At 43.7% G+C, this 22,659-nt stretch carries 14 protein-coding genes; 11 read left to right on the forward strand and 3 right to left on the reverse strand.

Features of this window, described 5'->3' with window-relative positions; genetic code table 11:
• The first annotated feature begins 134 nt into the window (after positions 1-134).
• The 11 genes from AB4135_RS10275 (at position 135) to AB4135_RS10325 (ending at position 18,819) form a co-directional block, all read left to right on the forward strand.
• On the forward strand, positions 135-1,466 hold the full coding sequence (locus tag AB4135_RS10275) for a GH1 family beta-glucosidase (protein ID WP_371992571.1): 1,332 nt from the start codon (positions 135-137) through the stop codon (positions 1,464-1,466).
• A gap of 119 nt (positions 1,467-1,585) precedes the next feature.
• A complete protein-coding gene (locus AB4135_RS10280) occupies positions 1,586-2,914 on the forward strand; it encodes a glycoside-pentoside-hexuronide (GPH):cation symporter (protein ID WP_371992573.1) in 1,329 nt (442 codons plus the stop codon).
• A gap of 40 nt (positions 2,915-2,954) precedes the next feature.
• A complete protein-coding gene (locus tag AB4135_RS10285; protein ID WP_371992575.1) occupies positions 2,955-3,953 on the forward strand; it encodes a LacI family DNA-binding transcriptional regulator in 999 nt (332 codons plus the stop codon).
• Positions 3,954-5,428: 1,475 nt separating this feature from the next.
• Complete coding sequence (locus AB4135_RS10290) at positions 5,429-8,383, forward strand: TonB-dependent receptor (protein WP_371992577.1); 2,955 nt, start codon at positions 5,429-5,431, stop codon at positions 8,381-8,383.
• A gap of 280 nt (positions 8,384-8,663) precedes the next feature.
• A complete protein-coding gene (locus AB4135_RS10295; RefSeq protein ID WP_371992579.1) occupies positions 8,664-10,262 on the forward strand; it encodes a tryptophan halogenase family protein in 1,599 nt (532 codons plus the stop codon).
• Positions 10,263-10,300: 38 nt separating this feature from the next.
• The gene (locus AB4135_RS10300; protein ID WP_371992581.1) at positions 10,301-11,056 is read left to right on the forward strand and encodes a SapC family protein; all 756 of its coding nucleotides are present in this window, start codon (positions 10,301-10,303) and stop codon (positions 11,054-11,056) included.
• Positions 11,057-11,100: 44 nt separating this feature from the next.
• Positions 11,101-12,117, forward strand: coding sequence for a cupin-like domain-containing protein (locus tag AB4135_RS10305; RefSeq protein ID WP_371992583.1), 1,017 nt, complete (start codon positions 11,101-11,103; stop codon positions 12,115-12,117).
• Between the two features lie 31 nt (positions 12,118-12,148).
• The gene (locus AB4135_RS10310) at positions 12,149-13,642 is read left to right on the forward strand and encodes a tryptophan halogenase family protein (protein WP_371992585.1); all 1,494 of its coding nucleotides are present in this window, start codon (positions 12,149-12,151) and stop codon (positions 13,640-13,642) included.
• 94 nt (positions 13,643-13,736) lie between these two features.
• Positions 13,737-14,450: a DUF6445 family protein gene (locus tag AB4135_RS10315; RefSeq protein ID WP_371992587.1), complete on the forward strand. Its 714-nt coding sequence runs from the start codon at positions 13,737-13,739 to the stop codon at positions 14,448-14,450.
• Positions 14,451-14,515: 65 nt separating this feature from the next.
• A complete protein-coding gene (locus AB4135_RS10320) occupies positions 14,516-17,116 on the forward strand; it encodes a glycoside hydrolase family 3 C-terminal domain-containing protein (RefSeq protein WP_371992589.1) in 2,601 nt (866 codons plus the stop codon).
• A 236-nt stretch (positions 17,117-17,352) separates the two neighbouring features.
• Positions 17,353-18,819 (forward strand): capsule assembly Wzi family protein, encoded by a 1,467-nt coding sequence (locus AB4135_RS10325; protein ID WP_371992590.1) that lies wholly within the window; start codon positions 17,353-17,355, stop codon positions 18,817-18,819.
• Between the two features lie 278 nt (positions 18,820-19,097).
• Here AB4135_RS10325 and rfbD read toward each other — a convergent pair whose 3' ends face one another.
• The 3 genes from rfbD to AB4135_RS10340 all read right to left on the reverse strand — a co-directional run bounded on the left by rfbD (position 19,098) and on the right by AB4135_RS10340 (position 22,547).
• The gene (gene rfbD / locus AB4135_RS10330; RefSeq protein ID WP_371992592.1) at positions 19,098-20,174 is read right to left on the reverse strand and encodes a dTDP-4-dehydrorhamnose reductase; all 1,077 of its coding nucleotides are present in this window, start codon (positions 20,172-20,174) and stop codon (positions 19,098-19,100) included.
• Positions 20,175-20,217: 43 nt separating this feature from the next.
• Positions 20,218-20,961 (reverse strand): phosphatase, encoded by a 744-nt coding sequence (locus AB4135_RS10335; protein WP_371992594.1) that lies wholly within the window; start codon positions 20,959-20,961, stop codon positions 20,218-20,220.
• 92 nt (positions 20,962-21,053) lie between these two features.
• A complete protein-coding gene (locus tag AB4135_RS10340; RefSeq protein ID WP_371992596.1) occupies positions 21,054-22,547 on the reverse strand; it encodes a sigma-54-dependent transcriptional regulator in 1,494 nt (497 codons plus the stop codon).
• Positions 22,548-22,659 lie beyond the last annotated feature (112 nt).

Genomic DNA, 22,659 nt, shown 5'->3' on the forward strand with positions numbered 1-22,659 from the left:
TATCGGCCAATAGTGAATACCAGTAATGATTTATTAGGCTCAATCATGTTATTTAACTGCATAATGCATCAGGCTAATGACCTTAATGATTGCGCTGTATTTTTTGTCACTATTAGGAAATAACTAATATCGCCATGAAGATTTCTCTGCCTTTCAATTCAAAAATGCAAAAGCGTGACTTTGTGTACGGAGTCGCCACCGCCTCATTTCAAATTGAAGGTGGTATTGATTCACGTCTTCCCTGTATTTGGGATACCTTTTGCAATACGCCTAATAAAATTCGAGATAACTCCGACGGTGCAACAGCCTGCGACCATTACAATTTGTGGCAACAAGATATTGATCTAATAGAGTCTTTGAATGTTGACGCTTACCGTCTATCTATCTCTTGGCCACGCGTTATCACTGCAGAAGGTGCACTGAATCAACAGGGCGTTGATTTCTACATAGCGTTGTTAGATAGGCTAATCGAAAAAGGCATTAAACCTTTTGTGACGCTATATCATTGGGATTTACCGCAACACCTTGAAGATAATGGTGGTTGGCTGAACCGAGATACAGCCTACAAATTTCGAGATTACGCCGACCTAATATCAACAGCATTTGGCGACCGAGTTCATTCATACGCCACACTTAACGAACCTTTTTGCAGTGCTTATTTAGGCTATGAAGCCGGTATTCATGCGCCAGGTTTAAAGAGTCGAGCATTCGGAAAAAAAGCGGCGCACCACTTACTGCTTGCTCATGGTTTAGCGATGCAAGTGCTGCAAAAAAACAGCCCAAATGCACTTAATGGTATAGTGCTTAACTTCACGCCATGCTATCCACAGTCAAACTCGCTGCAAGATCTTAATGCTAGCAACATTGCCGATGCCCATTTTAATCAATGGTATATAAAGCCACTTTTTGACAGTTGTTACCCAAGCATTATTGACACTTTACCTACTGAAGAGTTACCGCAAATAGAGCCTGGTGACATGGAGATCATTGCCCAACCATTAGACTTTATGGGCGTTAACTTCTATACCCGCGCAGTTTATAAAGCTTGTGCTGAAAACCAGTTTGAGCAAGTCACTGTGCCCGATGTGCCCCACACCGATATTGGCTGGGAGATCTACCCTAAAGCCCTATCAGAGCTGCTCGTATCATTAAACAGTCTGTACCCCTTGCCGCCGCTTTACATCACTGAAAATGGTGCCGCTATGGATGACAAACTCCAAGATGGCAGCATTGCAGATGAAGATCGCACTCAGTATTACCATCAACACTTAAATGCGGTAAACGATGCTATTGAAGCTGGCGTTGATATCAGAGGTTATTTTGCTTGGAGCTTAATGGACAACTTTGAGTGGGCTGAAGGCTACTTAAAACGCTTTGGTATCGTTTACGTTGATTATCAAACTCAACAACGCACACTGAAAAACAGCGCTAAAGCTTATCGAGAATTTATCAGTCTCCGAACATAACAAGCTTTAAAATTAGACTCAAAAAGCTTACATTCTCTAACTTCTCCGCTGCAATTTATTAACCGGTAGGGAAGTTAGTTAAGCAAGCACCCAAAAAGAATAAAAATAATGAGGCTACAATGCTTAGAGTAAAAGAGAAAATTGCCTATGGTTTAGGCGATACAGCAAGTAACATCATTTTTCAAACCGTGATGATGTTTCTACTCATTTTCTATACCGATGTCGTTGGTTTATCACCCGCAGCAGTGGGTACACTATTTTTAGTTGTGCGTGTTTTTGATGCCATTACCGATCCGCTTATGGGCTCTCTTGCCGATAGAACCCGCACTCGCTGGGGCCAGTTTCGCCCCTACCTACTTTGGCTTGCCATTCCATTTGGGCTTATTAGTGTATTGGCATTTACGACTCCCGATCTCAGTGACAGCAATAAGCTCATTTATGCTTTTGTAACCTATACGCTACTGATGATGGTTTATACCGCCATCAATATTCCTTACTGCGCCTTAGGTGGAGTGCTGACTGCAAAACCCTCTGAGCGAGTATCGGTGCAGTCTTATCGATTTGTATTTGCCATGCTCGGTGGCGTAATTGTTGCCTCTTGTACTCTGCCATTAGTCGAGTGGTTCGGTAACGGAGATTCCGCCAAAGGCTATCAGTTAACCATGACCGCCATGAGCCTTTTTGGCGTAGTGCTATTTCTGCTGTGTTTTTTAGGGACGAAAGAACGAATTAGTGCTCCTAAGACGCAAAAAGCTAACTTTTGGGTGGAGATTAAACATCTTTGGCAGAATGACCAAGCTAGAATTTTATGTATTACTGGGATATTTCTGCTGACCGGTCAGGTGCTTAAATTCACCCTCGCGGTTTATTACGTTAAATACTTTCTGCTAAGAGAAGATCTCATCACTGCCTTTATGACCACGGGGATGGTCGGCAGTATGCTAGGTTGTGCATTGGCACAAGTACTGGCAAAAAGAATGTGTAAGATAAAGGCATATATCGGATTACAAATTATTGCAGCGATTATCTGTATTCTGAGCTATTTTATTGCCGCCGATCAGATAATAATGGCCTTTATCGCATTCTTCTTGTGGAAGTTCTTCCTTGATATGGCCACCCCTTTACTGTGGGCAAAAATGGCTGATGCCATCGACTATGGCCAGTGGAAAACAGGAGTACGGATTACCGGCATGGTTTATTCAACCATCATATTTTTCATTAAGCTCGGTGTAGCACTTGGCGGCGCACTGGCTGGCTGGGCATTAGCTTATTATGGCTACCAAGCAGATGTAGAGCAGACAGAAGCAACAAAATCAGGGATCTTGTTATCATTCACCCTTTATCCGGCAATCGGCAGTTTACTTGTTGCAGTCGTGATGAAGTGGTATATCTTGGATGACAAGAAAGTTGAGCAAATTCAAAGTGAACTTAATGCCGCAAACACGTAAAGTAAGTAAATGATGTCGATAGGCGTTTAATAGGGAATATATGGCAACGATTTACGATGTGTCAGTACTAGCCGGCGTATCACTCGCAACAGTATCAAGAGTGATGAATAAAAACGCTAAAGTCAGTGAAAAGACACTAAAGAAAGTACAAGATGCGATGGACCAATTAGGCTATAGACCTAATGCGATTGCACAATCTCTTGCCTCTAATCGCTCAAATAGTGTCGGCATTTTGGTCTCCGAGTTACACGGCCCTTTCTATGGTTCCATGCTTAGCGGCATTGAAGCAGAGCTTCGTGGTTCACAAAAGCATGCCATCATTGCCGCGGGACATAGCGAAGAGGAGACTGAAAAAGAGGGAATTGAGTTTCTTATCAGCCGCCGATGTGACGCGCTAATCTTACATGTTGAAGCGGTGTCAGATGAATACCTTGTTGATTTGGTTAACAATGAAGTCCCCATTGTACTGATCAACAGGTTTATTCCGGCAATAGCTGATAACTGTATAAGCCTCGATAATGAACTCGGCGGCTACCTTGCAGCAAAAGCAGTACTCGCTCAAGGACACAAACAGGTCGCTTACATTTCAGGCCCTAACTGGAAGATGGATGCCAGTGACCGCTTAAAAGGTCATAAAAAAGCCTTGGAAGAGTTTAATGTCAGTTATAACCCTAAACTAACCTATGAGGGTGATTACCAAGAAGTCGGTGGTAGTGATGGTTTGAGGCAACTGCTTAAAGATAAACAGCCTTTTACAGCCCTCGTCTGTGCAAATGATGAGATGGCGTCTGGCGCCATGACTTATGCTCGTGAACATCAAATATCAATTCCGCAAGATCTATCAATAATTGGATTTGATAACATCATTTTAGCGCAGTATATCTACCCTAAGCTGACCACAATTGATTATCCAATTAAGCTTATGGGACAGATGGCTGCAAGATGGATCCTCAAAAATACCTTTAAGCAAACCGATCTTGAAGTTAAAAATGTGTTTGAACCTAAGCTTATAACAAGAGATTCCATTCACGCTCACTAAATAACAACTCTGTAGGTCATAAGTTCATTTTGAAATACTTATGATCTACATTCGATAACAGATCTCATTGCTCCTAGCCATCTTTCGCATTGCCATCCCAAACAAATCTATTTGCCCCAGCCCTGCTAAGGGCTCGCTTTACGAAGTCAGTTCTACTAAAGAAAGCTAACACACTCTAGGTTAAGGTTTGATTTAGCTTTTAGATAGTTGAAGGGTTGTTTATAGGACCGTGTAATACCAATTAGTATAAAGATTTGATCGCTCAGCGAAAGTTTAGCGGCTGTGAGGTAAGGTCATTAAACGCTCCTCGGTAACTGCTCCTGCGTTACTCTACCTCCTATATCCATATAGTCGTGCAGTAATGACATTCACCACATCTGACCTCCAGGGATGGAGGGAATGCCTTAAGCATGTCAGGAACATACTAGGCCATGTGGTTCGCAATGAATGAAGAGCATAGTGAAACTACGTTCAAGTTCATTAACGCAGCATCAGAGCCGCTAAAACTCGCCTGAAGGAGTGTTTTTGGCTTGCTACTTCTGTGTTGAATAAACTCATAAGGGAACAACCATTATGTCATTACTCACTTTGAATTAGCCTGCCTTGAATTAGCGTGCCAAAAACGCTCTGAGTAGATCAACTTATTATACTGATTGGTATAGTACCGCATTGCCTCATAAAGGGAATAACCATTTCTTTACCAATGCGACTTGAATTGAAAGCTCTGAGAAAGCTCTGAACTGAGCATATCCTTATTGGAATTGGTGTAAATCTAAATAAGCAGTGGCTAGCGGTGGGTTTCTTGTTGCGCAGAGATTTGATAGAGGAAAAGATGCTGCCTAGCCTCCATGCCAAACAGACTTAAGTAAGTTCCCAGCTGGAGCAAAATCATCAAAATCTTGGGAAGATTGATTTAGCAGCTCCTAATTGTCGAAATGCGACCTTAATTAACATTCTGACAACAACAGTGTAAGCACAAAACCGAACAGATGAAAGCGCTTACATTTGTTTTTTTAATATTTGTTCTCATTACGCAGAAAATCTAACCTATGCGACTAGCGTTATATCTACCATTTACCGCAAAGAAAGCGATATGTGCTACTTGGTAACAAAAAGGCAGACCCTGTATCCTTTGTTGGTCTGTTTGGCGCTATAAATACATATATTTTACTGCAACTTCTTAATTAACTTCTGTTAGCTAAAAAAGTCGATGTAGCTAATCCCTAAAAATTTAAATCAAGAAATAGACTAATACCCCAATCCCTTGCTCAGCATGCTTTTGCCCCTACCTTCCCCACTGCTTAAGTTACTTTTTTGTTAACTACCGGTGAATTAATGTTGACCTTGATCACAAATTACCCTAGGTTTGTGTAAGCGCTTACAAAGTGGTCTAGTTATTTTTTTTAAACTTTTTTGTAAGCGCTTACATTTAGAAAAGAATTAAAACTATGATTGAATGACTCTGGGGGATAGAGATGAAACAGCAACTATTTAAAAAGACGAGGCTAGCAACCAGCTTGTCGTTGGTGCTAAGTGCATCAACGATGGCACCGGTTTATGCAGCTGAAGAAGATACAGAAAACGCAGCTAATCAGAATATGGAAGTCATCGCTGTAACGGGTATTCGTGGCAGTTTAGTTAAATCGATGGACGTCAAGAAATCATCTGACGGCATTGTCGATGCAATTTCAGCAGAAGACATCGGTAAAATGCCAGATTCAAACTTAGCAGAATCGATGCAACGAATTCCTGGTGTCTCTATTGACCGTCAAAATGGTGAAGGTAGTCGCGTCTCTGTTCGTGGTTTCGGTGCAGATCGTAACCTAGTTTTACTCAATGGCCGTCAAATGCCAGTGACAACAGGCTCTCGTTCATTTGATTTTGCCAACATCGCCTCAGAATCTATCAGCGGTGTAGAGATAAGAAAAACCAGTGTAGCTTCAAGCCCTACAGGCGGTATCGGTGCGACGATTGATGTATTAACTCATCGCCCATTCAATACTCCAGGTCTAAAAGCAACATTTGGCGCGAAAGCGGTTGATGATACATCAACTGATAAAGGTAGCATTACCCCTGAGCTTTCGGGTTTATATTCAAATACTTTTGCAGATGACAAGTTTGGCATCTCAATCTCTGCCAGCTACCAAGAGCGTGAAAGTGGTAACCAACAAGCGCAAGTCGGTACGGGTTGGAGAAGTTTTCCTGGTAGCGCAGACAATACTACTGATTGGGGCGGCGTTCAAAAAGACAACCAAGTCAATCGACCTGGTGATGATGATATCTATTCAGTTCCACAAACTACAGTATATCGTTTTGAAGAGCAGCAGCGTACCCGTACTAACGGTCAATTAGTGCTGCAATACAGCCCCGTTGACTCATTAGTTGCCACGCTTGATTACACTTACATGCGTAATGATATCGACACCCAATATAACGATGTATCTGCCTGGTTTACCTTTGCTCCATCGGAAAACGTTTGGACTGACGGCCCCGTTTCATCGCCGCTGGTTTATTCTGAAAGCTATGACACTCCGCAAGATGTTTCTATGGCAGCCGGTGATTACGGTGTACGCAATGAGAGTGGCTCTTTAGGCCTTAATCTTGATTGGCAAGTCAGCGACAATTTAAATCTAACATTAGACATGCATAAGTCTGATGCTGAAAACAAACCAAACCATATCTATGGTAGCAGTAACACACTGAGTACAGCCGGTTTTATCCGAACTAGCGCAGCTACTGACTTCTCAAAAGACCTACCAGCACTCGCTGTCGGCAATGGCAATAACATCAAGCCATCAGATATGCGTGTAACCGGCAGTGTATTTGGCAACTCTCGCAATAAATCAGAAATTGATCAGTATCAGTTAGATGGTGAATATCTGTTTGAACATTCTGGCAGCATTGATTTTGGTATCGCGCTCACAGATGTCAACAATCACTCGCAATCTGTTAACGTTCAACGAAACGATTGGGGCGGTGTAGGTCAAGAGGGAGATTTTGAAGATGAATGGTTCCCTGCAGATACCATCCATGACAAGTTTGATGCAAGCAAAGGTAACTTTGCGGATGCTGACGGTGATTTTGACCTACTAGATACTATCTTCTTCTGGGACTTTGATGCTGTACGCGGTCGAGCAGAAGAGCTCTATACTGCTGCGGGTTATGTTGGCGCCGGCGATTGTGGCACAGATTTTTGCCCATCGACTCAATATGCGATGGACGTAGACCGTTATACCGAAGAAGAATCAACATCAGCTTATATTCAGTATAACTTTGAGTCAGAATTTGGCGACATGCCATACGACATCCATGTTGGTCTGCGCTACGAGAAAACAGAGGTTACTTCAACCTCTGCGGTAGCCAGCTATGATGAGGCTAAATGGATTGCCAACACTGAAATTGCTCTAGGTGGCGGTAACGGGCAGGTATTTCAAACTCAAACTGGTGACTACGATTACTACCTGCCAAATGTAAATTTCAACATTGAAGTGGTTGAAGATGTGATGTTACGCGCCGCCTACAGCGAGACTATAGGTCGCCCAGATTACACCTCTATTCAAGGTGGTACTGTTGTTGCTCCACTCGCTGACCGTTCTGGTGGCAACGGAACCGCTGGGAACCCTAGTTTATTACCATTAGAATCGACAAACTACGATGTATCTGCCGAGTGGTATTACTCACCAACTAGTTACGTGTCTGTCGGTTACTTTAGAAAAGACGTCATTAATGGTCTCTCGAATATCAAAGTTGAATCAAATATCTACAATATTGCTAACCCGGCCGATGGTGTTAAATTTGATGCTGCAGTCGCTGCAGTTGGTAACGATTCAGAGGATATTCGTACTTGGATTTTCAATAACTACCCCAACGACCCATTTGTTGATAAAAACGCGGGCATAATCGAAGGGAATCCGGCTGAAGATAATGACCTAACATTCAACATTAATACCCCTGCAAACAGTAAAGATAAAACCACTATTGATGGTTGGGAAGTTGCAGTGCAGCATTTCTTTGGCGAGTCTGGCTTCGGTGTGATTGGTAACTACACCTTCTTAGATGCTGGTGATAGCTATAATAACTATTTACTAGAAGATCAAGCTGTTGAAACCAATATCAGTGATACCGCTAACCTTATCGCTATCTATGACAATTATGGATTCCAAGCACGTATAGCCTACAACTGGCGTGATGAGTTCTTAAGCTCTCGTGGCCAAGGAACGGGTCAAAATCCTGAATACACAGAAGCGTACTCGCAAGTTGATTTTAATATTAGTTACGATATTGAATCGCTTGAAGGGCTAACAGTATTCTTTGAAGGTCTTAACATCACCAATGAATATACACGTACTCATGGCCGAGCAAGCCAGCAAGTGTTGAACCTAACACAAACGGGTGCACGTTATAGCTTAGGTGCGCGATACACCTTCTAGAACCTATAGAGAAGATGAAGCCAATGCTGTGGCTTCATCTTCTCTTTCTATTTAGCTATTAACATTATTTTTATTAAGCCATTTTTATCCAACATGCGTTGGCCTCAAGCTTTACATATTCAGAGTAAATCTTGATACATAAAGTGACTGGATCTACTCCTACAGCAAGGTTATATTGGCAAAGGTTAATTAGTTGTAACAAACCAAGTAATCAGTTAACCCAATATAGATAAACACTGTAAAAGAGTGACTTAATAAAAATAAAAATAGGTCAAGCAGTATGAATAACGACATAAAAAGAGTGATCATTGTAGGCGGAGGCGCAGCAGGCTGGCTAACAGCAGGAGTGCTTGCTGCCGAGCATATTAACCTTGCAGTAGCACCTTCACAACGCTCTTTAGAAGTTATTCTCATAGAATCACCGCAAGTGCCTACTATAGGAGTTGGCGAAGGTACATGGCCTTCAATGCGCGGTACGCTCAAGAAAATGGGTATTTCTGAAACCGAGTTTATGATTGAGTGTGATGCTAGCTTTAAACAAGGTTCAAAATTTATTGATTGGTTGCACTCACCCACTACAGCAAGCTCAAGTCAAACACAGCGTAATAATCACAGTTATTATCACCCGTTTTCTCTACCCAGCCATTTCAATGAGATTAATCTCGCTAAACATTGGCAAGCCCATAAACAGCAAGTCTCATTTACCAATGCTGTCACCTACCAAGGTAGACTTTGCGATCAAGGCTGTGCACCAAAGCTCATTTCAACGCCTGAATATGAGTGTAATGCCAACTATGGTTACCATTTAGATGCTGGTAAGTTTGCGCAGTTTTTGCAGCGTCACTGCACTGAGAAATTGGGTGTTCAGCATATTGTCGATCATGTTGAATCTGTAAGCAGCCAAGACAACGGCGATATTGCCGCACTAGAAACTCAATCCAATGGCAGCCTAAGCGGCGATCTATTTGTTGATTGCAGCGGTTTCAAATCATTGCTTATTGGCGAGCATTTTCAAGTGCCTTTCATAGAAAAAAAATCGGTGCTGTTTAATGACTCAGCCTTAGCAGTACAAGTGCCCTATGAAAACCAACAAAGCGCCATTAGTTCCTGTACCCATTCAACCGCGCAATCGTCAGGGTGGATTTGGGATATAGGCCTGCCCTCACGCCGTGGCGTCGGTTACGTATACTCGAGCAGCCACACCGATGATGACCGCGCTGAAAGCGAGTTACGGAGTTACCTGTTATCGAGTATGAGTAAAGGACAGGCTGAGTCTGCATCGCTGAGAAAAATAACATTTAACCCTGGCCACAGAGCCCATTTTTGGCATAAAAACTGTGTCGCCGTCGGCATTGCCGCAGGCTTTATAGAGCCGCTAGAAGCCTCAGCACTCGCGCTTATTGAACAATCAGCAAAGATGATCAGCGAGCAGTTACCGCAAAACCGTCAGGCGATGGAGATAGTGGCTAAACGTTTCAATGAAAAGTTTTTACAGCGCTGGCGTCAGCTGGTCGATTTTCTCAAACTGCATTATGTTATCAGCCAACGTGATGACTCCGACTATTGGCGTGACAACCGCGATAGCGCCTCAGTACCGCAGTCTTTACAGCAGCAATTAGCACTTTGGCAGTATCAGCAGCCCTACTCTTACGACATCACTGAAACCGAAGCGTTGTTTCCAGCGGCGAGCTTTCAATATGTGCTGTTTGGTATGGACTTTAATAGCCAACCGCCGCGCTACATAAAACAAGCTGAGCAAGAAAAAGCCATGGCATTGTTCCAACAAAATAATCAACGTAGTCAGCAATTGCTCTCAGCACTACCAAGCAATAGAGCACTACTCGATAAAGTTCATCAATTTGGTTTTGCTAAAATATAACGACTTAAGCACCTATAAATAATAAAAAAGGAGTCAAAATGACCGCACAAGCCACGACCCAAACGTCGAACAACAACGTCATGCTCAACAGCATTGAACATAAAGATCTTAAGGTTATCACCGAATACTCCGAGCAATATGGCGATAATGTCTGGTATTCATTGACCTTCCCGGTTGAGTTCAGAAGCGTACAAGCCCACTACCCGATTTTCTTCCAAAAAGATCCGCAAACCGGTCGTTTCTTCTCCGTGGCGCTGTTTGGCTTTAAAGATCAAGAGAACCTATTTTTAGAAAACGGTCAATGGCAGGCATCTTACGTTCCTTTAGCCATAAGACGTCAGCCATTTTTGATTGGTAGTCAAAATATAATGGAAGATGGTGTTCAAAAAATGCAGCGAGTACTGCATATTGATCTCAATAACCCACGGGTAAGCACCGAGCAAGGTGAACCGCTGTTCCTTGAGTTTGGTGGAAATACGCCCTTCCTCGATACCGCTGTGGACATGCTAGATGTCATCCATAACGGAGTAGAAGACAGTGACAGCTTCATCGAAGCACTGCTCAAATTTGAACTGCTAGAATCCTTCACTTTAGATGTTGAGCTTAATAACGGCAGCAAGCATCAAATGATTGGTTTCTATACCGTCAACGAAGACAAACTGAAAACACTTTCAAGTGATAATTTAGCTGAACTGCATGACAAAGGTTATCTGCAAGCTATCTATATGACGATTGCCTCACAAGCCAATATTCGCACACTATTGGATAAGAAAAACAAGCAGATAGAACAGTAGTTTTTTGCCCATGGATGTAAGCGGTTACAGAACAAGGTGTATTTATGTTAGCAGTCGAACAGAGCGTCAAACAGATAAGTCATTGCAAACCAGGCGATATTCCTGAGTTTGTCTTATCGTCGACGCAGCCGCTGATTTTAAAAGACTTTGCTGCCGAGTGGCCACTCGTGCAAGCAGGTAAGCAATCTAACCAAGCCGCGATTGATTATATGCTTCAGTTTTATAGTGGCGTACCGGTAACCGCCTGTTTTGGTGAAAGTGAAAACCAAGGCAGAGTGTTTTATAACGAGCAACTCACAGGTTTTAATTTTAGAGCAAGTCAGGTTGATCTAAGGCAGGTATTTGACAAGCTAGTCTCGCATATAGACGACGAGACGCCGCCAACACTGTATGTAGGCTCTACCGAAGTCAACCGCTGGCTACCAGGATTTACAGCCGCCAATCCACTCGCGGTAGACGATATTAAGCCATTAACCAGTGTTTGGATTGGTAATCAAAGTCGCATTGCCGCGCACTTTGACTTTCCCAATAACCTTGCTTGTTCAGCTGTCGGTCGCCGCCGCTTTACCTTGTTTCCCCCTGAGCAGATAGACAACTTGTACGTGGGTCCTATGGAGTTGTCTCCCGGTGGGCAGGACATCAGTATGGTGGACTTTCACGCACCCGATTTTGACAAGTACCCTAGATTTCAACAAGCAATTGAGGCGGCGCAAGTTGCTGAACTTGAGCCTGGTGATGCACTCTTTATTCCCAGTATGTGGTGGCACCACGTCGAAGCACTTGATGCGATTAATGTGTTAGTCACTCACTGGTGGCGAGACTCACCAGCTTATATGGGCAGACCAACGAATGCCCTGCAACACGCTATTTTAAGCTTACGCAGCTTACCAATAGCTCAGCGTAAAGCGTGGCAAGCGATGTTTAACCACTATGTTTTTGAGCATGAGCTGCACAACACTGACCATATTGCAGAGCATGCTCAAGGAATGCTGTCACTGCCTATTGATGAGTTATCTGCGCGAAAATTACGTGCTGACTTACAAAATAAATTAAAGCGTTAAGCCATTAGTTTGCGCTGATTAAGGACATATGATGAATACAAATAAGCCGATTAAAAATGTCGTCATCGCCGGTGGCGGCACTGCAGGTTGGATGGCTGCTGCTGCGCTGTCAAAGCTACTTGGTAAAAACCTTAATGTGAGTTTAATTGAATCTGACGATATTCCAACCGTCGGTGTCGGTGAAGCCACCATCCCAACCTTGCATGTATTTCATCGCTTATTGGGTATTAATGAACAAGAATTTATGGCGGCGACCAACGCCACCTTTAAATTGGCGATATCTTTTGAAAACTGGCGCGATGAGAATCAAGACTACCTGCACTCCTTTGGTTTCTTAGGTAAAGATTGCTGGGCAGCTGGATTTCAACACTTTTGGCTAAAGGGCCGACAAAAAGGCTTTGCCAGTGAAATTGGTGACTACTGCGCGGAGCACCTTGGATCCCGCACTGGCAAATTTGCAGTATTGCCCAATCAAGACTTAAACCATGCCTATCACCTTGATGCAGGACTGTACGCAAAATTCCTCAGGAAAATTGCAGAGCAACATGGTATCAACCGTATTGAAGGTAAGATCACTGAGGTAAACCTCAATCAACAAGATGGCCAAATCGAGAGCCTACAGTTAGCCTCTGGTCAATTAGTTGAGGGCGATCTTTTTATCGATTGTACCGGTTTTAGAGGCTTGTTAATTGAAGATGCGCTGCATACAGGTTTTGAAGACTGGTCCCATTGGCTGCCTTGTGACAGCGCCATTGCAGTGCAAACAACCACCACCAACACGCCAGTTCCCTATACCCGCTCTATAGCGCGTGAATCGGGTTGGCAGTGGCGTATTCCGTTGCAAAACCGAACCGGTAATGGACTGGTCTTTTGCAGCAAATACATGACTGATGAGCAAGCAAAACAATTGTTACTCGATAATATAGAGGGCGATCTGTTAACTGAGCCTCGCGTCATCAAATACAAAACAGGCACCAGACGTAAGCACTGGAACAAAAACTGTGTCGCCATTGGACTCTCAAGTGGCTTTATTGAACCGCTCGAGTCCACCAGCATTCACCTAATCCAACGCGGTATCGTACGCTTAATGCAGATGTTCCCTGCGCAAGGTTTAGTGCAATCTGATATTAACGAATTTAACGCGCAGACCAAGTTTGAAACCGATAATGTGCGTGACTTCATTATCTTGCATTATCACGTCACCCAAAGACGAGACAGCAAGTTCTGGCGTTACTGCTCAAGTATGCCAATACCAGACTCTCTCGCCCACCGGTTAGAGATGTTTGCCGCTGCGGCCAAAGTATACAAGTATCCCAATGAGCTGTTCGGTGAGAGTTCTTGGATCCAAGTGATGTTAGGCCAAGGGATTGAGCCTAAGCAGTATCACCCTATTGTCGACATGATGGAAGATGAAGAGCTTAAGGCTTTTTTGAAAAACATTAAAAGTGTGGTGAAGCGCAAGAATGACAATCTTCCCCATCATTACGATTTTATTCAGCATTACTGCAAGTCAGCCATGATGTAGTCATCCATATGGCTTATTGCTGCCCAAGCACTTTTGGGGGAGTCACGAGCCTTATAAACATGCACCTAGTAATCATTAAGCGGGTTTAATTTAAATGCAGCAAAATCTAATGACCGTTAACCCGGCAGCCACGCCAAAAATTATCCTGCTAGGTGAAGAGAAAACGCCGGTTGTTGTCATAGATAACTTTAGTTTAAGTACTGATAATATTATTACTTATGCGACGAGTGAAGCTGACTTTAAAGACGATTTAAGCTCTTATTACCCGGGGATCCGGGCGAAGCTCCCTCGTGAATATGTCAAAGCGGTGATCGATGCTGTTTTCCAAGGGATCTATCAGTGCTACAACATTCCGCGGCAGCTACGACTCAAGCCCCAGAGCCTGTTTTTATCGCTGATCACCCGCGAAGAAAGTGCGCTCACTCCCTTACAAAAAATGCCCCATTTTGATACCCCAAAACCCTATTACTTTGCCATCATGCATTACTTAAACCCTAATGAGCATGGCCCTACGGGTTTCTTTCGGCATAAGCCCACCCAATGGGAGCGGATCAGCGAGCAACGTTGTCAGCCCTATTTTGATGCTGCGCAAAAACACAATGAGTTAAATGGGGAACCCAAGCAAGGTTACTGCAACCAGAGTAATCATCATTTTGACCTATATGAACAGATTGAATACCGCCCAAATAGACTAGTGATCTATCCCGGTAATTTACTACACTCCAGCATTGTAAACACAGCTAAGGATATCGATAGTAACCCAGAAACTGGCAGGCTCACCGCCAACATATTTATCGATTTTCAATGAACATGGAGTCAAGAATAACAGCTTTAACCCTATCGCCACTTCAATAAACTAATACGGAATTTAGCATGAAGCGTCCTATTATTAATAAATTTGCCCTTAGCAGCTTGGTTATCTCAACCTTTCTGGTTACAACCCCTATTGCCAAGGCCGAAACTCAAGTAAAGCAAACCATTTATGAAGATGTCGGTTTAGCTGAACCTAATCGGCCACTGCTACAACAGCGTTTAGAGCAAGTCGAGCAAACCATTCAAACGCTATTACCCCAAATGACACTGGCTGAAAAAGTCTCTTTAGTTCATGCCAATGGCAAGTTCACCACCGCCGCGATTGAACGCCTTGGGATCCACGAAATGTGGCTATCTGACGGCCCACACGGTGTGCGCCATGAAATCGAGCGTAATAGCTGGAACTCGGCAAATTGGACCAGTGATTACTCAACCTATCTACCGGTATTAACCGCGGTAGCCGCTAGCTGGAATACCGATATGGCAACCTTGCATGGCGCAGTGCTCGGCAGCGAAGCCCGTCATCGTGGTAAAGATCTCATTCTCGGGCCAGGCGTTAATCTGGCAAGATTACCCCTCTATGGGCGTAACTTCGAATATTTAGGTGAAGATCCCTATTTGGCATCAAAACTGGTAGTGCCACAAATTAACGCCATCCAAAAAAACGATGTTGCCGCTACCATCAAACATTACGCGCTCAATACTCAAGAGCTAAACCGCACTGGGGTTAATGCTAAACCCGATGAACGTACGCTACGTGAAGTGTATCTGCCCGCCTTTGAAGCTGCCGTAAAACAGGCTAACGTTTATGCGATGATGGGTTCATACAATGAATTTAGAGGCACAAACGCTAACCAAAGCAAGCACCTGGTGATGGATATCCTAAAAGGAGAATGGGGCTACAAAGGTTTATTAGTGACCGACTGGAATGTTGATATCAATACTTTTGATGCCGCAGTGAACGGCCTAGATTTAGAGATGGGTACTGATGTTCCACATTACAAAGACTACTTTCTTGCCGATCCACTGACTAAGATGATTAATGCAGGTAAAGTGCCTGTCGCAGCACTCGATGATAAAGTCACGCGCATACTCAGGGTACAACTCAGTATCGGTATGATGGATAACTACCGTCTCGCTGGGCAACGTAATATTATCGCCCACCGCACCGCAGCCAGAAGAATTGCCGAAGAAGGCATAGTGTTACTTAAAAATGATCGCCAAGTATTGCCGTTTGCACAAAATGAAGTGAAAAACATTCTCGTCCTTGGCCCTAACCTTGATAAGAAACATGGCTTAGGCGGCGGGTCATCAGAGGTAAAATCACTCTATGAGGTAACACCACTGCAAGGCCTTAAAGATAAACTAGCTGGCAAAACGAACATTACAGTCATGCGCGCTCAAAGCAGCAAACTTGCGCCGATCAGCAACGATTATCTCGCCACCCGGCACTGGACTGGCACGCCATCATGGAATATTAGCTACTTTACCGATGAAAGCCGTCAACAGCTTATCGAAGAGTCTTGGATAGCCGATTCTGAGTTTAAACCGTCTAAATTAGTCGCTAAAGGTACGCCACAATTTATCACCATGAAAGCGGCAATAAAGCCGTTAAAATCCGGTGTCCATACTTTAAAAGTAGCAGCGAAAGGAAAATTGGATATTAAGATCGATGGCAAATCAGTGATGCAGTTTGATGGCAGTTCAAACGAAGTGCTAAGCAAGAATATCTCGTTGCTGCAGAACAAAGATTACCAGTTCGAGATCGACTACAGTGGCAGTGATGGTTATACCCTAGGCTGGGATACGCCCAATAAACTATTTAATACCGAAGACGAGTACTTAACTGCAGCAAAAAATGCCGATGCAGTGATCTACTTTGGCGGCCTAAGTCACAGTGATGATAGAGAGTCTATCGATAGAACCGATCTCGTCCTTCCTAACCAACAAGATGAGATGATAACTAAGCTAATAGCCGCCAATCCTAGAACCGTGGTGTTCATCACCGCAGGTAGTGCCGTCGAAATGCCATGGGTCGACAAAGCATCTACCATAGTTTGGAACTCCTATAGCGGTATGGAAGGCGGTCACGCCGTTGCTGATATGCTGTTTGGTGATGTAAACCCAAGCGGTAAAATGCCCTTTACGCTGCCTAAGAAACTAGAGGATACCGCGCCTATAGCACTCAATGATTACAATGCTGTTGAATCTCTCTATTCAGAAGGTGTCTTTATAGGTCACCGTTGGTTCGAGCAGCAAAACATCAAACCGCTGTTTAGCTTTGGTCACGGCCTGTCGTACAGCAATTTTACTCTCAGCGATATTAAGCTGTCTAAAAAGGCCATTAAGTTAGGCGACAGCCTTGATGTGTCAGTAACGGTCACCAACATTAGTAAAGTTGCTGGCGCAGAAGTGGTGCAGCTATATTTACATGATAAAAAGGCCAGCGTTGAACGACCAAGCAAAGAGCTTAAAGGCTTCGCCAAGGTGATGCTGCAACCGGGTGAAAGCAAACAAGTCACCATGCAGCTTAATCAACGCGATCTGTCTTTTTGGGATGAAAAGTCAAACGATTGGTTAGCAGAAGCTGGTGAGTTTGAAGTGCTAGTAGGTACCAGTTTAGATTTCATTCACCAACGTGATAGCTTTACCCTTAAATAGTGCACAAACTCAACAAAGTATCGCTTTAATATTATCTGATTATATTAAAGCGATATCTGCACGCTCACTCTCAAGTAACCTCTACGTGACAGTGACGACAATTACTATCAATATTTTTGAATAATTTAATAACCTATTGATGGTAATTTCCCCTTATATTAAATAACAAATCACTCTACACTGTCGGCTTTTAATGAAATACTTTAGAATGCGCTTCATTGACAAAAGGGATCACAATGAAACTCAAATTATTAGCAGGACTATTTATTTTTGGCTGTAGCTCAGTGCAAGCTGCATGGTGGGTAGAACCTACAGATCTGGCTCTGAGAGCCGATATCCAACTACTTTCCGATACTGGCATTATTGTGCAGCCGATCACCACTTACCCATTAATGTGGGACGGCTTAAAACAAGATTTAGATAAGGCTGACCCCGCTAAACTTTCCACTATCCAGCGAGACGCTTTTGAGCGCGTCAATCAAGCTTATGATAAAGATCATCGTGGCTTTAGCACTAAGGTCGAACTAGCGGGTAGCACCGATACCACCCGATTTATTGGTTTTGGCCAAGATTATCGTGATAAAGGTGAAGGCACTGTTAGCGCAGAAATCACTAAAGACTGGTTCAGTGGCCGTCTTTCGGCAAGTTACCATGCCGATCCGATTGACGGAAACAGCACCCGCTTAGATGACAGTTTTGCCGCAGTGATGCTTGGTAACTGGATCGTTAGCGCTGGCGCGCAACAAAAATACTGGGGACCAGGTTGGGACAGTGGTTTAATTCAAACGACCAATGCTCGGCCAATGCCTGGCGTGACCTTAAGTCGCAATAACAGCCAAGCCTTTGAAACACCATGGCTTAACTGGATTGGTCCTTGGACTTTCACAACCGCATTTAGCCAAATGGAAAGTGACCGTCATGTGCCAGATACCCAACATTGGGGCGCTCGCGGTACCATTAGACCAATCTCAAAATTGGAAGTTGGTTTTTCTTGGACGATGCAGTGGGGCGGAGAAGGATACGGTAATAGCCTAAGTGATTGGTGGGATGGCTTGTTTAATGGCGGGAAAACAGAAAGTGATCTTGAAAACGGCCAAGAAAATATGCTGGCGGGTTATGATTTCCGCTGGTCAGATACCGCTTTTGGTATCCCTTACGGAATTTACTATGAACGCACCCATGAAGATTACCACAATGGTAAAAACAAGCTGATCAATGCGGCCAACATGGGCGGTATCGACTTTGTATTGAGCGATATCAACACCCGAGTATTTGTTGAATACTCAGATACTAAAGTCTCTTGTGGTATCGACCCACAGAAATACAACTGCTTATATGAGCACGGCTTTTATCAAAGCGGCTACCGTTATTATGGCCGCAGCTTAGGTAGTACTTATGATAATGACGCAGAAACGCTAGTTATCGGCGGTATCACACAGTTAGGTGGCGGTCAAAACATCACCAATAAACTACGTTGGTTGCGCCTTAATACCGACGGTAATGATACAAGCAGACCTGATGGCGGCAACCCTGTATCACCGGGCGAGTATGAACGGGTATACCAATATGATACCAGCTACCATAGACCGTTTTATCAAGGTACTCTGAAAGTAGGTGGCACTATTAGCTACAGTGAGTATGTCACCTCTGGTGGCGACGACTGGGATGCGACTTTATACGCAGGTTGGGAAAGAAGCTTCTAGGCGTGTGTATTGGTGGCGCTAGGCTTGAGTATTAGCGGTTCTAGCATGATAGAAAGGCAGAAGTAGTTCTCTACTTTTGCCTTTTTTTATTTTTATCTAGTAAAAGCGTGGACCTCTTACTTATATCAACTGGCCTTAAACCAATTACAATCAGGAAGTGTTCATAAAAAGCGCAGGGAAAACGCTTGAAAACAAGGTCGAGATTTTCGATAAGTAGTTATCGTTAATCAAATTCTCTAACGACGTTATCGAATATTTTAACTAGCTAAGCTGAGCCGTTATTGACTACGATTACTATTAATAATCTTTTGAAAGTCGAGCATCCCTTTGAGTTGCTGCTGCCATTTAGCCTTCAACAAGCTTCCCTCTCGAACCTCCAACAACTGGCACAGACTTTGATTATTAAGCGCACTCTGTTGCGGCCTTTTGGCCAATACCTGTTCATGACTGGCTTGCCAAGATGACGTGCTGATCGGAGTTATTCTGCAATGAGCTGTATGAGGCTTTTCATCCACTCGCATCAATCGCTGGATCTGTCGCGCAAACTCAAACCATGAGCAACGGTTGGCTGCAGCATAGTGATATAAGTTGTTTAAACAAACACTATCGCTGGCTAAACTAGCATCTAAACTAACCGCTTCTTTTTGCTTTATCAGTTTAAAAATAATGACTGCTAGCGCTTCACTCCAAGTTGGGCTGCCAAATTGATCATCAATAACCGATAATTGTTCCTTTGCGGCAAATAACTTCTGCATCGTATGGATAAAATTATCCCCTTGGCAGCTATAGAGCCAGCTGGTTCGGATAATATAAGCCTGATCGCCTAAAACCTGTCGTACAGCCAATTCACCTGCGAGCTTACTATTACCGTACACAGAAAGTGGTGATGGAGTATCTTGTTCGTTATAAGGTGAATGCTTCTCACCAGAAAATACAAAGTCAGAAGAGATATGAACTAGGGTTACCCCGTCTCGTTTACAGCGATCCGCCAGTAATTTAGGGCCATCAAGGTTAACCTTAACAGCGCTTTCAGGGTCAGTTTCAGCATTATCAACGGCATTATATGCCGCGCAGTTAATCACCACATCTGGTTTTAGCTGTTTAAAAGAGGCATCTATGGCAACAGAGTTGCAAATATCTAACTCTTTGCGCGAAAATAGTTGCAGTTCATCTTGTTCACTCAAGCAGTTTGCAGCTTCTGGTAATATGTTTTTTAAAGCATGCTTGGTTTCCGCTGTAATATAACTTAGACAACCCCCTAATATGCTTGCGTTACTCAAGTGAGCGATTAATGCTAACGACTGAGCGAGTTGGCCATTGCCGCCAGTAACTAATATTTTTATAGGAGCCTGCATAAGCTTTTAGATAATAGCCTTTATAGAAATATTTCAAGAGTGTTCATACAAGCTCGGCATACTCATCAAGTGAGTCATGGCCTCTTGCCGATAGGAAACATAACAGAGTTTCGGGGCTCCGATTAAGCAGTCGCTCTATGGGAAATTGTACTGCTTCAATCACCTCAATGGCTTTATCAAAATCACCTAAACTGAATGCAACATGGGAGTCTGAACCCATCACTAACAATCCGCCAGCTTGTTTCACCGCTTGCGCAATTGCCGTGCAGCTTTTTTCACTGCCTTTACGTGAGGTTAAAAATGAAGAGTTATTGATCTCTAGCGCTACATTATGCTTTGCTGCAGCTTGAGCCACTTTATCAATATCAATCGGATACGCTGGATTACCTGGATGGCTAATAATATCGACCTTGCCACTTTCAATACAGCTAATAAGAGCTTGAGTATGGTTTGCTGCTGTTGATGGCGGAAAAACAGGTTCATGAAAACCTGCTAATACGATATCGAGCTGCTGCAAATAATCACCGAAGAAATCAATGTCACCCTGCAGGTTTTTGATGTTCGCTTCGATCCCTCTAAGCACGCCGACACCATCAACAATCCGCGGTAACACCCGCATATTAACAAAATGCCAAAAATGCGGTGCATCAGCCATATCTGGCCCATGATCGGTAATGGCGAACAGTTTAATACCTTTCTCTTTGGCAACCTTTAAATAGTCATGTAGCGTACTGTAAGCGTGGGTAGAAGCTATGGTATGGGCGTGGGTATCGACTAGAAACTTCATCAGCGGCCTCGGGCTCAAACAAAAAAGAGTAGACCTGAAGTCTACTCTTATCGTGTGTTTAACTCTATATCGTAGCAAGATAAAAGTGAGCGCTAGCCCTCGTGGCTTAAGCTACTTTCTAACTCTTCCCAGCTTTGACGTTTGCGGTAAATCGTTGATGCGCTGATATCTAATAAGGCAGCAGCCTTTGGAACATTACCATCACAAAAGGCAATCGCATCTTCAATAGTTTGCTTCTCGGTGAGCCATAATGGGACGATATCAGTAGGCGCAACCGCACCTGTATCTTGCTCTTCAGTTAAACGGCCTTGAGCCTCAATCGCGCCCTGTACCAATGATGCTGCTGGTTCTGCAAACAGCGGCGTAGCGCTTTGCGCTTGGGGGGCAGCCTGCTTAAGGTTGATATTGGCTGTTACCTGTACCGGGAGCATATCAAGCTCGACGGTTTCAGCATCATTGAGCACCACAACTTGCCTAATCACATTTTGCAGCTGTCTAACATTGCCAGGCCATTGATAGTTCTTGAGGCATTGCTTTGTCTCTGCGCTAAAGTGCTTGAACTGCTTACCTTCCTCTTTGTTGTACTCTTTAAGTAACTTAGTTGCCAACAGGAGAATATCTTTGCCGCGCATTCTTAACGGAGGAAGTTCAATAGGGATGACATGCAAACGATAAAAAAGATCTTCTCTGAAACGACCGGCTTTAACTTCATCCCACGGTGCTCTATTAGTGGCACTGACAAACCGTACGTCGACTTTCTCCTCTTTGGTACCACCCACTCGCTGAAATACACCAGTTTGAATAAAGCGCAGCAACTTACTTTGCAGCTCCAGATCCATCTCGCAAATCTCATCAAGAAACAGCGTACCATTATGTGCTCTGGTCGCAGCGCCATCGCGGTTAGCGACCGCACCAGTAAATGCACCTTTGGTATGGCCAAAGATTTCACTCTCAATTAAATCTTTAGGAATTGACGCACAGTTCAAGGCGACAAACGCTTCATCTCTGCGGCTACCAGCATGATGAATAGCGTTGGCGCACACCTCTTTACCTGTACCACTTTCGCCGACTATAAATGCCGATGCTTTACTATTAGCGACACAATCAATCGTTTTATAAACCGTTTGCATCGCTAGTGATTCACCAACAAAGCCCATGTAGTGAGGCTTCGGAAGGCTGCTCTCATACTTAGCCACCAAATTAACCAAGTGCCGCTGCTTAAGGGCATTTCGAACCGTAATAGAAAGGCGTTTAGCATCGAAGGGTTTGACTAGAAAGTCAAAAGCACCGGCTCGCATTGCATCGACGGCGAGATCGATAGTGCCATGGGCGGTGATCATAATAACGGTAATGTCGGGGTACTGTTTTTGGACGATATCAAGAATATCCATCCCAGACATATCGGGTAATTTAATATCTAGCACCAGCAGATCAGGTTGCCATTGCTTTAACTCGTTAAGCGCATCACCACCGTGGTTAACATGAGTGACTTTGGCTCCATCTGCACGCAAAAACTCAGTGTATAATGCTCCAAGCGACATGCTGTCTTCTACCAATAAAGCACTAAACGAGCTAGATATATCCATATAAAAATCAACCTATTCAATAAGTATTAGAAGCCAAAAATAGATAAACCATCATAACCATTGAGACGACAGATACCAAGGCTTGTTAATCAAGTCTAGCAGTTTTATCTTC

Source organism: Shewanella sp. 10N.286.54.B9, assembly GCF_041468565.1.
Lineage (GTDB): Bacteria > Pseudomonadota > Gammaproteobacteria > Enterobacterales > Shewanellaceae > Shewanella.